Source organism: Methylophilus sp. 5, assembly GCF_000515275.1.
Lineage (GTDB): Bacteria > Pseudomonadota > Gammaproteobacteria > Burkholderiales > Methylophilaceae > Methylophilus.
Genome location: NZ_KI911560.1, coordinates 1619563 through 1632896, shown reverse-complemented (window position 1 = coordinate 1632896; position 13334 = coordinate 1619563). Strand labels below are relative to the sequence as shown.

17 protein-coding genes are annotated in these 13334 nt (G+C 50.1%); all 17 read right to left on the bottom strand.

All coding sequences use genetic code 11. The annotated features are described in order from the left end of the window. Positions 1-34 precede the first annotated feature (34 nt). Complete coding sequence (hisH, locus tag METH5_RS0107710; RefSeq protein ID WP_029147967.1) at positions 35-679, bottom strand: imidazole glycerol phosphate synthase subunit HisH; 645 nt, start codon at positions 677-679, stop codon at positions 35-37. Between the two features lie 16 nt (positions 680-695). Further along, positions 696-1286 (bottom strand): imidazoleglycerol-phosphate dehydratase HisB, encoded by a 591-nt coding sequence (hisB, locus tag METH5_RS0107705; RefSeq protein ID WP_029147966.1) that lies wholly within the window; start codon positions 1284-1286, stop codon positions 696-698. Between the two features lie 159 nt (positions 1287-1445). Then, entirely contained in the window at positions 1446-2309 is an 864-nt protein-coding gene (hxlA, locus tag METH5_RS0107700) for a 3-hexulose-6-phosphate synthase (RefSeq protein WP_029147965.1), read from the bottom strand. Between the two features lie 216 nt (positions 2310-2525). Then, positions 2526-3590, bottom strand: a complete 1065-nt coding sequence (gene hisC / locus METH5_RS0107695) for a histidinol-phosphate transaminase (protein WP_029147964.1) — start codon at positions 3588-3590, stop codon at positions 2526-2528. Positions 3591-3615: 25 nt separating this feature from the next. Further along, the gene (gene hisD, locus METH5_RS0107690) at positions 3616-4911 is read right to left on the bottom strand and encodes a histidinol dehydrogenase (protein WP_029147963.1); all 1296 of its coding nucleotides are present in this window, start codon (positions 4909-4911) and stop codon (positions 3616-3618) included. A gap of 33 nt (positions 4912-4944) precedes the next feature. Continuing rightward, positions 4945-5586 carry an ATP phosphoribosyltransferase gene (gene hisG / locus METH5_RS0107685; RefSeq protein WP_029147962.1) on the bottom strand — a complete coding sequence of 214 codons (642 nt, stop codon included), beginning with the start codon at positions 5584-5586 and terminating at the stop codon, positions 4945-4947. Between the two features lie 2 nt (positions 5587-5588). Beyond that, positions 5589-6854, bottom strand: a complete 1266-nt coding sequence (gene murA / locus METH5_RS0107680) for a UDP-N-acetylglucosamine 1-carboxyvinyltransferase (RefSeq protein WP_029147961.1) — start codon at positions 6852-6854, stop codon at positions 5589-5591. A gap of 2 nt (positions 6855-6856) precedes the next feature. Continuing rightward, positions 6857-7165, bottom strand: coding sequence for a Grx4 family monothiol glutaredoxin (gene grxD / locus METH5_RS0107675; protein ID WP_029147960.1), 309 nt, complete (start codon positions 7163-7165; stop codon positions 6857-6859). A gap of 30 nt (positions 7166-7195) precedes the next feature. Beyond that, positions 7196-7441, bottom strand: a complete 246-nt coding sequence (locus METH5_RS0107670) for a BolA family protein (RefSeq protein WP_029147959.1) — start codon at positions 7439-7441, stop codon at positions 7196-7198. Between the two features lie 65 nt (positions 7442-7506). After that, positions 7507-8313, bottom strand: a complete 807-nt coding sequence (locus METH5_RS0107665; RefSeq protein ID WP_029147958.1) for an ABC transporter permease — start codon at positions 8311-8313, stop codon at positions 7507-7509. Continuing rightward, positions 8310-9224, bottom strand: a complete 915-nt coding sequence (locus METH5_RS0107660; protein WP_029147957.1) for an ABC transporter ATP-binding protein — start codon at positions 9222-9224, stop codon at positions 8310-8312. Before METH5_RS0107660 ends, METH5_RS0107665 begins: the two co-directional genes overlap by 4 nt. A gap of 74 nt (positions 9225-9298) precedes the next feature. Then, on the bottom strand, positions 9299-9592 hold the full coding sequence (locus METH5_RS0107655) for a lipid asymmetry maintenance protein MlaB (protein ID WP_029147956.1): 294 nt from the start codon (positions 9590-9592) through the stop codon (positions 9299-9301). A gap of 37 nt (positions 9593-9629) precedes the next feature. Continuing rightward, positions 9630-10232 carry a phospholipid-binding protein MlaC gene (locus METH5_RS0107650; RefSeq protein ID WP_029147955.1) on the bottom strand — a complete coding sequence of 201 codons (603 nt, stop codon included), beginning with the start codon at positions 10230-10232 and terminating at the stop codon, positions 9630-9632. 26 nt (positions 10233-10258) lie between these two features. Continuing rightward, on the bottom strand, positions 10259-10804 hold the full coding sequence (gene mlaD / locus METH5_RS0107645) for an outer membrane lipid asymmetry maintenance protein MlaD (protein ID WP_029147954.1): 546 nt from the start codon (positions 10802-10804) through the stop codon (positions 10259-10261). A 35-nt stretch (positions 10805-10839) separates the two neighbouring features. Continuing rightward, on the bottom strand, positions 10840-11634 hold the full coding sequence (mlaE, locus tag METH5_RS0107640) for a lipid asymmetry maintenance ABC transporter permease subunit MlaE (protein ID WP_029147953.1): 795 nt from the start codon (positions 11632-11634) through the stop codon (positions 10840-10842). Further along, positions 11634-12437, bottom strand: a complete 804-nt coding sequence (locus METH5_RS0107635) for an ABC transporter ATP-binding protein (protein ID WP_029147952.1) — start codon at positions 12435-12437, stop codon at positions 11634-11636. The genes mlaE and METH5_RS0107635 overlap by 1 nt, the downstream gene beginning before the upstream one ends. 129 nt (positions 12438-12566) lie before the next feature. Then, complete coding sequence (locus METH5_RS0107630; RefSeq protein ID WP_029147951.1) at positions 12567-13205, bottom strand: type II secretion system protein; 639 nt, start codon at positions 13203-13205, stop codon at positions 12567-12569. Positions 13206-13334: the final 129 nt, after the last annotated feature.

Below are 13334 nucleotides of genomic sequence, written 5' to 3'. Positions count from 1 at the left end.
AACGAGTAGTGACTAAAACAACCGGATGCCCGCTTTAGGGTTTCCAGTTTACAAAATTACGCAAAAGTTGCAAGCCTGCATTGGCGCTCTTTTCCGGGTGAAACTGTACGGCAAATACGTTATCACGTGCAATCGCGCCAGTATACTCAAATGGATACTCGGTAGTGGCTGCCGTTAAAGCAGATTCGTCTGGCGCCACATAATAACTATGCACATAATAAAAACGCGCCTGATCTGGAATCTCTGACCACAGCGCATGCGCCTGGGTTTGATGCACCTGGCTCCAGCCCATGTGTGGCACTTTCAGTTTAGCACCATGCGCATCCAGCATACGTTCGGACGGAAACCGCTTCACTTCGCCAGGATACACGCCCAAGCCCGGCACATCGCCTTCTTCAGAGTGCTCAAACAGCATCTGCAAGCCGATACAAATGCCTAAAAATGGCTTTTGCTGTGTTGCTTCTATCACTGCCTGGCGTAAATGGCGTGCATCGAGTTCACGAATACAATCCGGCATCGCGCCCTGGCCAGGAAACACCACGCGCTCAGCTTGCGCAATTTGCTCAGGATCACTCGTGACCGCAACAGAGACGGCAGGTGCCACCGCTTTAAACGCGTTGGCCACTGATCTTAAATTACCCATGCCATAATCTACGATGGCAACTTGCAAGCGACTCATGGTTAGCAATCAGGCGTTATAACGCACCCTTGGTAGATGGCATTAATCCTGCCATACGTGGATCTGGGGTCGCAGCCACACGTAGTGCACGACCAAAAGCTTTAAAAATAGTCTCTGCCTGATGGTGCGCATTATGGCCTTTGAGGTTATCAATATGCAGCGTGACCAGCGCATGATTAACAAAGCCCTGAAAGAATTCATGAATCAGGTCTACATCAAACTCGCCAATCATGGCACGCGTAAACGTGCAATCAAACGCCAGGCCAGGACGGCCGGATAAATCAAGCGCTACGCGGCTCAAGGCTTCGTCCAGCGGCACATAGCTGTGACCGTAACGGGTCAAGCCTTTTTTGTCGCCCAACGCTTTGGTAAAGGCCTGGCCCAGCGTGATGCCGATATCTTCAACAGTATGATGCGCATCAATATGCAAATCGCCGTTGGCATGTACTTTTAAATCAATCATGCCATGGCGCGCAATTTGATCCATCATATGGTCTAAAAAGCCCAGGCCACTATGCAAGTCCGATTGACCAGTGCCATCGAGGTTAATCGAGACGGTAATTTGTGTTTCTAGCGTATTACGCGTGACTTCAGCTTGACGTGACATATATGAGAGGAAAGGTGATCACAGAGAGTTAGCAATTATTGCGTTCATTTTACAGCAAGTCTTGCCAGACTGGCAAAAAGCGATCATGAAAAACAAAAAAGCAGCCCGCATGGGCTGCTTTTTTTAAATCAGAAAGCTATTCGCGAAAATAGCCGTTGATTATTTAGCTTCTTCAGTCGCTGGAGCAGCTTCAGCAGGCGCAGCCTCTTCAGCAGCTGGCGCTTCTGCGGCAGGTGCTGCATCAACTGGAGCCACTTCTTCAGCAGCTGGTGCTTCAGCAGCAGGCGCAGCCTCTTCAGATTTCTTGCCCAGCAATGAGAATACCAATACAGCAGCAACAGCAGCAATGATCCATGGCAGCAATTTGTTACCACCTTTAGTTGCTGCACCAGAACCGTGAGCAATTTTAGTGATTTCAGTTGCAGCAGCAGCTGGGTCAGCAGCACCGTAGATAGCCGCACCGGCAACCACGATATCAGCACCAGCATCAACCACTTGTTTAGTTGTTGCAGCTTTAACGCCACCAGCAACAGACACTTTAGCGCCTGTTTTCAGACCGGATACCAGACCCAGGTCAGCAAATGGTGTTTGACCAGCCGCTTGTTGGTCCAAACCAGTGTGAACACCAATAATGTGTGCACCCAATTTAACCACTTCCAGCGTACGGGCTTTTTTGTCTTTAACGTTGATCAGGTCGATTTGCGCTTCTTTGCCATATTTGTTGGCAGCGTCGATCACACCTTTGATCGTACCGATGTCTGCAGTACCCAAAACGGTACAAATATCAGCACCTGCTTTGTAGAATGGCTCAGCTTCGTAGAAGCCAGCATCCATGGTTTTCAGGTCAACCAAAATTTTGTTGTTAGGAAATTTTGAACGCAATGCTTTCAACAATTCGATACCGTTGTGTTTGATACAAGGGGTACCAATTTCCAGAATATCAACGTGTGGTGCAACTTTAGCTGCCAAAGCGATTGTTGCGTCGAAATCCAATGAATCCAATGCCATCTGGGTTTGTGCCATTTTTCTTCCTCCGAGTTTGCTCTATTTTAAATCCAATGAATCAATGCGCAGCAATTATGCAAACGCAACCCTCACTGCACATTATGTACAATAGCGTGCATCATAACCGCATTTTCAAAAAAATGACAATATTGCGACGATTTTTTTACGCCACAATGCATTCATTTGCAGCACATTAGCGTGCAAATTACGGCAAATAGTTTGATTTTAACGACATTAAGCCAACAGAAGGGCGCGCAATGCCTGCATCAAGGCCTGATTTTGAGAGGTGTTGCCTATGGTAATCCGCAAAAAGTCAGCAATCCGGGCAGGCTTTTTGAAATGACGTACAATCACAGCCTGCTCACGCAAAGCCGCGGCTAGTTGATCGCCCGCATATTTGGCATGGCGCGTGAAAATAAAGTTGGCGCCTGAGGGCAGTACTTCAAAGCCCAACGACTGCAAATCAAGCACCAGTTGATCGCGCGCAGCAATCACTTGCTGACGTGTTTGCTGAAAATAGGCTTCATCTTGCAATGCAGCAATTGCCCCAGCCTCAGCAAAACGATCAATCGGATAGGAGTTAAAGCTATCTTTGACGCGAATCAAGGCTTCAATCAATGTCGCGTTGCCGACGGCGTAGCCGACCCGCAGACCGGCCAGAGAACGCGACTTTGAATAAGTATGCGTCACCAGCAAATTGGGATATTGATTGACCAGCGCCACTGCCGACTCAGTGCCAAAATCGACATAGGCCTCATCAATCACCACCACTGATTGCGTGTTGGCTTTTAACAAGCGCTCTATCTCGCTCAGCGCAACCGGGATACCCGTTGGCGCGTTGGGGTTAGGAAAGATAATGCCGCCATTAGGGCGCAAGTAATCGTCAACGGCAATCTCAAACTGCGCATTCAATGGCACCGTTTCAAAGTCAATGCCGTAAAGGCCACAATACACCGGATAAAAACTATAAGTAATATCCGGGTAAAGCAGCGGCTGATCGTGCTTAAGCAAGGCTTGAAACACATGCGCCAGCACTTCATCGGAGCCATTACCTACAAATACCTGATTGGCCTGCAAGCCATGATACTTAGCAATCTCCGCCTTCAGGCGACTAGAGTCTGGGTCTGGGTACAAACGCAAACTATCTGCTGCCTCTGCCTGCAAGGCAGCAATCACTTTGGGGCTAGGCCCATAAGGGTTTTCGTTGGTATTCAGCTTGACCAGGTTTTGCAGTTTAGGCTGCTCGCCGGGCACATAAGGCGTCAAGCTGTGTACGAGGCGACTCCAATATTGACTCATGACAATACTCTTAAATTTCAGGCGATTATTTCAAACGATATTCGGCACTGCGTGCGTGTGCCTGCAAGCCTTCACCATACGCCAGAGTGGCGGCAATTTTTCCCAGCGTTTGCGCACCTGCAGCAGAAACCATAATCAGGCTAGAACGCTTTTGAAAATCATACACCCCTAATGGCGAGCTGAAGCGCGCGGTACGCGAGGTTGGCAAGACGTGATTAGGCCCAGCACAGTAGTCGCCTAATGCCTCACAGGTATCACGCCCCATAAAAATGGCCCCGGCGTGTCTGATCTGCTTGCTAAACGCCAACGCATCATCCATGGATAACTCCAGGTGCTCAGGGGCTATGTAGTTACAAATCTCGGCGGCCTCAGCCAGGTCCTTTACTTGAATCAAGGCACCGCGGTTTTGTAGCGAGGTGCGAATAATCTCTTGGCGTGGCATCTCGCCTACCTGGCGCTCAATACTCGCTTGTACTTGATCTAAAAACTCAGCACTTGGTGACAATAAAATCGCTTGCGCCAATTCATCGTGCTCGGCCTGGCTAAACAAGTCCATCGCGGTCCAGTCCGGGTTGCTGTGGCCATCACTAATGACCAGAATTTCTGACGGCCCGGCCACCATATCAATGCCGACCACACCAAACACACGTCGTTTTGCTGCCGCCACATAGGCATTGCCTGGCCCGACAATTTTATCTACTTGCGGCACAGTCTCGGTGCCATATGCCAACGCGCCCACAGCTTGCGCGCCACCTAAACAAAAGACACGATCGACCCCACAAACGGCAGCCGCCGCCAGCACCAATGGATTCTTCTCACCATTGGGCGTAGGCACCACCATCACCAACTCTTGCACACCAGCCACTTTGGCCGGGATCGCGTTCATCAGCACAGACGATGGATAAGCCGCTTTGCCGCCTGGCACATATAAACCAACACGGTCCAGCGCGGTCACCTGCTGACCAAGCAAGGTCCCGTCAGCTTCGGTGTATTGCCAGGACTGCATAACTTGTTTTTCGTGGTAGCTACGCACGCGATCAGCCGCCGCTTGTAAGGCTTCGCGTTGCACCGCTGGCAGGCCATTTAAAGCCGCATGCAACTCAGCCTGCGGAATTTCCAAAGCCGCCACACTGGCTGCATTGGTTTTATCAAAACGATTGGTGTACTCGAGCACGGCAGCATCGCCACGCGTTCTCACATCCTTGAGGATGTTGGCGACCACCTGGTCGATGCTGTCATCCTGCGCTGTTTCAAAAGCTAACAATGCTTTTAACTCAGCCTCAAAATCCGCATTCTGTGTATTTAAACGTTTAATCTTCATAGATATTAGTCAATTAATCTTTTTGAATAGCGGCTAATCTTTTTGAATAGCTCTAGCAAAACTGTCAATAATCGGTTGTAGCAGCGGACGGTTCACCTTGAAAGAGGCTTGATTCACCACCAGACGCGAGCTAATCGCGCCCACCTCTTCTACCGCTTTCAGCTGGTTGGCGCGTAAAGTGCCGCCAGTGCTCACCAAATCGACAATGGCATCTGCCAAGCCAACCAGTGGACCCAGCTCCATCGAGCCGTATAGCTTGATCAAGTCCACATGCATGCCTTTGGCGGCAAAATGCTCGCGCGCAGTTTTCACATACTTGGTCACCACTTTAAGACGCGCGCCCTGACGAATACTGGCTTCGTAATCAAAGTCATCTCGCACCGCGACCATCATCTTGCATTTGGCAATATTCAGGTCCAACGGTTGATACAAGCCTTCTCCACCATGCTCGTCCAGCACATCCTTACCCGCAATGCCCAAATCTGCAGCGCCATATTGCACATAGGTTGGCACATCGGTAGCGCGCACAATCACTAAACGCACATCGGCACGGTTGGTAGGCAAAATCAGCTTGCGCGAAGATTCAGGGTCTTCAAGCGCATGTATGCCTGCAGCAGCCAATAACGGCGTGGTTTCCTCAAAAATGCGCCCTTTACTGAGTGCAATAGTAATCATGATTAATTCGATCTGCGCACTTTGGCGCCCAGTTGATTCAGTTTTTCTTCCAGCTTTTCATAGCCACGGTCAAGATGGTAAATGCGGTCAATCACTGTTTCACCGTCAGCCACCAAACCCGCTAACACCAGGCCAGCCGAGGCGCGCAAATCAGTCGCCATCACATTAGCACCTTCCAGCGCAGACACACCCTGCACCATGGCAGTATTCCCCTGCACGTCAATATTGGCGCCCATGCGCTGCAGCTCCTGCACATGCATAAACCGGTTTTCAAAGATGGTCTCAATCACGGTACAAACACCCTCTGCCACCGTATTCATGGCCATAAACTGTGCCTGCATATCGGTTGGAAAAGCCGGATGCGGCGCCGTACGCACATTGACTGCCTTTAACTTGCCATTGCTTTTAACCGTAATGCTATTACTGTCATGGCTAATGGTCGCGCCTGCTTCACGCAGCTTTTCAATCACAGCCTCGAGCAAATCGGCACGCGCATTTTTCAAGGTGACTTCGCCGCCGGTCATTGCCGCCGCAACCATATAGGTGCCTGCTTCAATGCGGTCACAGACCACATGGTGCTGTGCACCGGTCAGGCGCTCAACACCCACTATCGTAATGGCATCGGTGCCAGCGCCAGTAATTTTGGCCCCCATTTTATTCAGGCACTCAGCCAGGTCGACCACTTCTGGCTCCTTGGCTGCATTCTCAAGCACAGTGGTGCCTTGCGCTAGGGTGGCGGCCATCATCAGGTTTTCGGTGCCGGTGACGGTGACCACATCCATGTAGTACTTGGCCCCTTGCAAACGGCGGTTAGGCAAGTGCAAGGTGCTGGCCTGGATATAGCCATGCGTAATATGCATGGCAGCGCCCATAGCTTGCAACCCTTTAATATGCAGATCTACCGGGCGCGAGCCGATAGCACAGCCCCCGGGCAGAGACACGCGCGCAGTGCCAAAGCGCGCCAGCAACGGACCCAATACCAGAATCGAGGCCCGCATGGTTTTCACCATTTCATAGGTCGCTTCAAACGAGGCCACATCACTGGCATCCAGCGTCACCTGATCACCATTTTTGCTCACTTTCACACCCATGGTATCCAGCAACTGCAGCGTGGATGCCACATCGCGTAATTCAGGCACACCAGTTAAGGTAAAGGGTGTTTCGGCCAGCAAACCAGCACATAAAATCGGCAAGGCGGCATTTTTAGCGCCAGACACGACAACTTCGCCATGCAGTTGCACGCCGCCTTCAATAATCAGTTTGTCCAAAATTACGCTTTCGCCAACAAGGTTTGCAGTTCACCACTCTGATACATGCTGCGCATAATATCGGCGCCGCCAATAAATTCGCCATCCACATAAAGCTGTGGAATGGTTGGCCAGTTAGCATACTGCTTGATGCCTTCACGGACATCCATGTCTTGCAATACGTCAATGGTGACATACTCAACACCACAGGCGGTCAGGATTTGCGTCGCCACGCTGGAAAAACCACATTGCGGAAATTTAGGGTTACCCTTCATATACAACACCACTTTGTTATTGCTCACGGTGTCTTTAATTTGTGCTTGTACGTCCATCTTAATTCACTCCAACGATTCATTAAAACGCTAGGCTTGCTGTTGCTGCCATTGCGTCGGGGTATAGGTTTGCATAGACAACGCGTGTATCTCGGCACGCATGCGGTCACCCAGCGCTGCGTAAACCAATTGATGCTGCTGAACCATGCGTTTACCTTCAAACTCCGGGCTGACAATCACCGCATCAAAATGGGTGCCGTCATCGCCATTCACTTTCAGGTAGTCGCATGCCAAGCCACTACGGATGTATACCTCAAGTTGCGCTGCTGTTAACACAAAACCTCACTTACTCAACAAAATACAGTGCGATGACACAAGAAGATATTTCTTGCATTGATCAGCTAACTGCGTAATTTATAACCGGATTTTAACATCTTTAGGCATAGCCACGCTAATGCCAGCAAGAAGCTACCGACAACAGCCAGACTAAGCCAGGGAGAGACATCGCCATGGCCAAAAAAGCCGTAACGGAAACCATCTATCATGTAGAAAAATGGATTTAATTGCGAGACGGCCTGCCAGAACGGTGGCAACGAGTGAATGGAGTAAAACACACCAGACAAAAAGGTCAACGGCATGATGACAAAGTTCTGAAAAGCCGCCATCTGGTCAAACTTGTCGGCCCAAATACCAGCAATAATGCCAAACGTGCCCAGCAAGGCGCTGCCCAGCAAAGCAAAGGCGATGATCCAGCCAGGGTACACCGTAGGCACCGACACAAAACACCACGCCACCAGGTAAATGCTCAATCCCACCAGTAAGCCACGGATCATAGACGCCGCCAAAAACGCCACAAAAAACTGCAGCGTATTAATCGGCGTCAGCAGTAAAAAGACAATATTGCCCATGACTTTAGACTGGATCAGGCTAGACGAGCTGTTAGCAAACGCGTTTTGCAGCAAGGACATCATCATCAGGCCAGGCACCAAAAAAGCGGTATAACTGACCTGATCGTAGACTTTGACATGCGACTCCAGCACATGCGAAAAAATCAGCAGGTATAGCAATGCAGTCAAAATGGGGGAAGCAATGGTTTGAAACGCCACCCGCCAAAAACGCAATAATTCTTTTTTAAACAGCGTGTAGACACCACGCCAGCGTGGGCTGACTTTATCGTCGAGCCAAAAGAACGGATTGAGCCACTTCATGCCGCCCCCCCGCTCTGCTTACCAACCAGATTCAAAAACACATCCTCCAGATCGACCTCCTGCAATTGCATATCCAGAATATCCACCTTGGCCTCGCGCAACACGCTTAACACCATTTCAACCTGCGTCAACTCAGATAACGCAAGCACTACTTCATCGCCATGATACTGCTTGAGCAAGGGCTGCAATTGGCTTGGCAACGTGCCAGAAAGACGCAAGCAAAGCTGTTTTGCTGCATGACTTTTCAGCAACGCACGCGTGGTATCCAGTGCCACAATCCGACCTTGCTTCATCATAGCCACACGCTCACAGAGCGCTTCAGCCTCTTCGAGATAATGCGTGGTCAGAATAATGGTGTGACCCTGCTGATTGAGCTTTTGAATAAATGCCCACAGCATTTGCCGCAACTCGACATCCACCCCGGCAGTCGGCTCATCGAGCACAATCACCGGCGGCTTGTGCGCCAGCGCCTGCGCAATCAGCGCGCGCCGTTTCATGCCACCAGACAGCTGGCGCATATTGGTATGCGCTTTATCTGTCAGGCCAAGCCCCTCGATCACTTCATCGATCCAGGCGTCATTTTCAGGACCATGCCCAAAATACCCGGCCTGAAAGCGCAACATTTCGCGCACATTAAAAAACGGGTCAAATACCAGCTCTTGTGGCACCACACCCAAGGCACTGCGCGCGCGCTGCGCGTCGGTTTGCACATCATGCCCCATGATGCGGATGCTGCCACTGCTGGGTTGCAGCAAACCTGCCAGCAGGTTAATCAAGGTAGACTTACCCGCCCCATTAGGGCCTAACAAGGCAAAAAATTCCCCTTGCTCGATGTGCAAGTCTATCCCTCTAAGGGCCTCAAACTGCCCGTAGCGCTTGGTAATGCCTGTAATCTCAATGGCTGCAGCCACGTATGACCTTTCGCTATCCCAAAAAAACGAAACCCCACCTCGTCAGAGCTGGGGCTGTTAGACTGAATTGTTTGTTAATTCAACAAAAATCCGTCGACACCGTAAAGTTGCATCAGACTCCGCAAGTTTTCCGGCACCCCAATCACCGACACGGGACTGGCTTGCGAATGCTGATGATGCAGTTGCCGCTGAATCTCCAGAATCAAACTGACAGCCACCGTATCCACTTCATTCACCTTTGAAAAATCCAGTGTCAGCGGTGAATCAAGACGCAAAGCTTGCAACTGGCTCACAGTTTCACTGATATTGTTAATCAGCAAATTACCACTGAAACTCAATGTATTCTGTTGTTGCGTAATTTGAGCCACGAGATTCTCCGAATGTCCTTAAATGCTTGCCCGGCGATTACTTACCGGTGGCCGCCTTGTTTTTGTCGGCCAATTTTTTGGTCAAACTGTCCAGGCCATTCTGGCGAATCTCTTGCGCAAACTGGCTACGGTAATTAGTGACCAGGCTTACACCTTCAATCACGATATCAAATACTTTCCAGTCATCCGCTTTTTTACCCAGGCTGTAATCGACGCTAATCGGATCACCACCCGGTTGCTGAATCGCGGTTTTTACCGTTGCACTGTCAGCACCGGCTTCCATACGAAAAGGTTTGTACTCGATCGTTTGATTTTTGTACTTGGACAATGCAGTAGCATATGTACGCATCAACAAGGTTTTGAACTCAGCCTGAAAAGCTGTTTTTTGCTCTGGTGTCGCATTGGTCCAGTTTTTACCCAGCACTAAGCGAGAGACTTTTTCAAAGTCAAAGTTAGGCAAAATCTTTTCTTCTGCCAAGGCAAAAATCTTTTGCTGATTGCCAGCCTGGATGTCTTTGTCATTTTTGATGACTTCAATCACATCATCAGCTGTTTTCTTCACCAGCTGATCCGGGGTCATTCCAGCCATTGCCACACCGCTTAACAGCCACATGGCAACTGCCATCCACCACTTTTTCATTGTGTTCCCTTTATCAATTGAGTGAGTTACTTACCAATTTTGTCCAATGGACTGGCATCTAACGCATCAGCACCAGATTCGGTTGATGCAGATACCGTTTTACCCGGCTTGTCATCACTTTCGGTCGCCTTGCTGTAAAGAAACTGGCTAATCAGTTTTTCCAGCACTACCGCATCTTGTGTTTGCGAAATCTTGTCGCCATTTTTAAGACTAACCTCATCGCCACCGGCTTCCAGACCAATGTATTGCTCACCTAACAAACCCGCTGTGTAGATATTAGCAAACGTATCTTTAGGAAAGTTGTAGCGTGTGTCGATGTTGAGACTCACGACGGCCTCATAAGTTTTCGGGTCGAATACAATTTCACTCACGCGACCAACCACGACCCCGGCACTTTTGACCGGCGCGCGTGGTTTGAGACCACCAATATTCTCAAAGTTAGCGGTCACCAAGTAGGTTTGACCAATGCTACTGGTGGTGAGATTACCCACCTTCATGGCCAAGCCAAGCAAGGCAGCAAAACCGAGTGCGACAAAAATGCCTACCCACAAATCAATTGTTGTTCTTTCCATTGTTTCTTCCCCGCGAATAACCGTGCGTGCCTGACCTAAACTGAGATCATGAACGACGTTAATATAAAATCCAGCCCCAACACAGCCAGTGATGAAGTCACCACTGTGCGGGTGGTAGCCCGGCTCACACCTTCAGCTGTTGGCGGTGCGTCATAGCCTTCAAACAAGGCAATCATGGTACATGCCACACCAAACACCACACTTTTGAATACGCCATTCAAAATATCGTACTCCCAATCGACATTGGCCTGCATTTGCGACCAAAACGCACCTGCATCTACGCCAATTAAAGGCACAGCGACCAGATAGCCACCCAAAATACCCACCATGGAGAACAACGTCGCCAGCACAGGCATGGCAATCACCCCAGCCCAAAAGCGCGGTGCAATCACACGTGCAATCGGGCTCACTGCCATCATTTCCATGGCGGACAATTGCTCGGTCGCTTTCATCAAGCCAATTTCTGCCGTAATCGCCGTACCGGCACGCCCAGCAAACAGCAATGCCGTGACGACCGGGCCGAGCTCACGCACCAAAGCCAGGGCGACCAATACGCCAATGGCTTCAGAGGAGCCGTATTTTTGTAAGGTGTGATAACCCTGCAAAGCCAGCACCATGCCGACGAAAAAGGCAGATACCAAAATAATAATCAGTGACAACACGCCAGTGAAATAGACCTCACGTACCGTCAGGCGAAAACGACGGAAGCTTTCAGCAGAAGAAACCAGGGTCAGCCAGAACAAACGGCCACCAGCACCTAGCCGCCATATTTTATTGATGCAACCAGCACCCAACCGGCTGAACATGCGCTTCAATTTATGCAATACCATTAGCGCGCCCCTCTCAGCAAACTGGCGTGATACTCAGGCGCCGCATAATGAAAGGGCACCGGGCCATCTTTTTCACCATGCACAAACTGGTGCACAAACGGTAGTTCAGAGTTACGCAAATCGTCTGGCGTCCCCTCAGCGGCAACAACACCATCCGCGACAAAATAGACGTAGTCAGCAAACTGGAAGGTTTCTTCTACATCGTGCGTCACAATAATAGAGGTAGCCCCCAAGGCATCATTGAGACTACGGATCAAATCGCAAATCACTGCCATTGAAATCGGGTCTAACCCGGCAAATGGTTCGTCATACATAATAATGCTGGGGTCTAACGCAATTGCGCGCGCCAGGGCGACACGTCTTGCCATACCGCCAGACAGCTCGGTTGGCATCAGGGCATGTGCACCGCGCAAACCCACGGCATTGAGCTTAAGCAAGACCAAGTCGCGGATCATGCTCTCAGGCAAGCTAGTATGCTCGCGCATGGGAAAAGCGACGTTTTCAAACACAGATAAATCGGTGAACAAGGCCCCATGCTGAAACAGCATGCCCATTTTGCGACGCAAGCGGTATATACCTTCACGGTCCTGCTGATGCACGACTTCGCCGCCCACCTCTACCTGACCTTTAGTGGGCTTGAGCTGCCCGCCAATCAAACGCAGCAAGGTGGTTTTACCACTGCCGCTACCGCCCATAATGGCAACCACCTTGCCTTTAGGAAAGGTCATATTGATGCCTTTATGCAACAAGCGGCCTTTATACCCGAAAGACAGGTCTTTAATTTCTACAATTGCGTTTGCCATAGGAAGTGGGTGGTGTAAAACGGCTACCATTCTAAAACAGAATGTGTCTCAATCGGTGAATGTATCAGACATAAAACAAAAAGCCTGAAAAACCAGGCCTTTTGTGTCAAATTTATGTTGTATTCTACACTAAAAACTCATACAGACTAAGTAAGCTGTCCCGGCCACTGGCGCGGCCTCACCCGTGCCTGGCGTGCCATTGACCAAGATGCGCATCACGCCGCTATTGCCTGCGCCATCATCCATCATCGCATCCAGTTGCAATGCGTAGCGTCCCAAAATAGCATCTGAACACATGGCATGCGCGCTGTTAAAAGTCCCCACGGTGACCGCCCCTAAAGCGGCGACACTGGTCACACCTAACTGGCCTCCCTCGCTGTTGCGCGGCGTATACTGAGGGCTAGCGAGCGCTGTCGCACCAGCAGCCAACCCCGCCAATCGCAAATGCTGCCAGAGTAAAAATGACTCGTCGGTATCGGTAGTCGAATTCCAGCCGCCCTGAATCAAGCCATTCTGCACCTGCCCGTTGCTGCTGGCATTGGTGCCGGCAACATGCGTATCGGCTGCATGATCATCACCTGGTAACGCGCGAAACCTGTCCTGGTAGCCATAAAAATAAGTGGGAATATTTCTGAAATCACTGGCCAGACTTTTGACCTTGGCATTGGCAATCAACTCCTGCCCTCGCATGACACCTGCGAGTAACAACCCTGCAATCACCAACACAATGGCCAATTCAATCAAGCTAAATCCTAGTTGCTTTTTCATTTTGAATCCTCCTGATACCTGCATCATTGAAAGAAGTATGACGGTGTTAACACCAGCAGCCAGCGGATGCCAACACGGACAATATTAACATTAATTAATAATTGTTAATATTGTCCGCAGGTAAATAAA

Excerpts from the sequence above, each read along its gene's own strand:
- grxD (WP_029147960.1), bottom strand. The coding sequence starts at position 7,165 with ATGGACGTACAAGCACAAATTAAAGACACCGTGAGCAATAACAAAGTG.
- mlaD (WP_029147954.1), bottom strand. The coding sequence starts at position 10,804 with ATGGAAAGAACAACAATTGATTTGTGGGTAGGCATTTTTGTCGCACTC.
- hisH (WP_029147967.1), bottom strand. The coding sequence starts at position 679 with ATGAGTCGCTTGCAAGTTGCCATCGTAGATTATGGCATGGGTAATTTA.
- METH5_RS0107665 (WP_029147958.1), bottom strand. The coding sequence starts at position 8,313 with ATGAAGTGGCTCAATCCGTTCTTTTGGCTCGACGATAAAGTCAGCCCA.
- hxlA (WP_029147965.1), bottom strand. The coding sequence starts at position 2,309 with ATGGCACAAACCCAGATGGCATTGGATTCATTGGATTTCGACGCAACA.
- hisG (WP_029147962.1), bottom strand. The coding sequence starts at position 5,586 with ATGATTACTATTGCACTCAGTAAAGGGCGCATTTTTGAGGAAACCACG.
- METH5_RS0107635 (WP_029147952.1), bottom strand. The coding sequence starts at position 12,437 with ATGGCAAACGCAATTGTAGAAATTAAAGACCTGTCTTTCGGGTATAAA.
- hisD (WP_029147963.1), bottom strand. The coding sequence starts at position 4,911 with ATGAAGATTAAACGTTTAAATACACAGAATGCGGATTTTGAGGCTGAG.
- hisC (WP_029147964.1), bottom strand. The coding sequence starts at position 3,590 with ATGAGTCAATATTGGAGTCGCCTCGTACACAGCTTGACGCCTTATGTG.
- mlaE (WP_029147953.1), bottom strand. The coding sequence starts at position 11,634 with ATGGTATTGCATAAATTGAAGCGCATGTTCAGCCGGTTGGGTGCTGGT.
- METH5_RS0107630 (WP_029147951.1), bottom strand. The coding sequence starts at position 13,205 with ATGAAAAAGCAACTAGGATTTAGCTTGATTGAATTGGCCATTGTGTTG.
- hisB (WP_029147966.1), bottom strand. The coding sequence starts at position 1,286 with ATGTCACGTCAAGCTGAAGTCACGCGTAATACGCTAGAAACACAAATT.
- METH5_RS0107650 (WP_029147955.1), bottom strand. The coding sequence starts at position 10,232 with ATGAAAAAGTGGTGGATGGCAGTTGCCATGTGGCTGTTAAGCGGTGTG.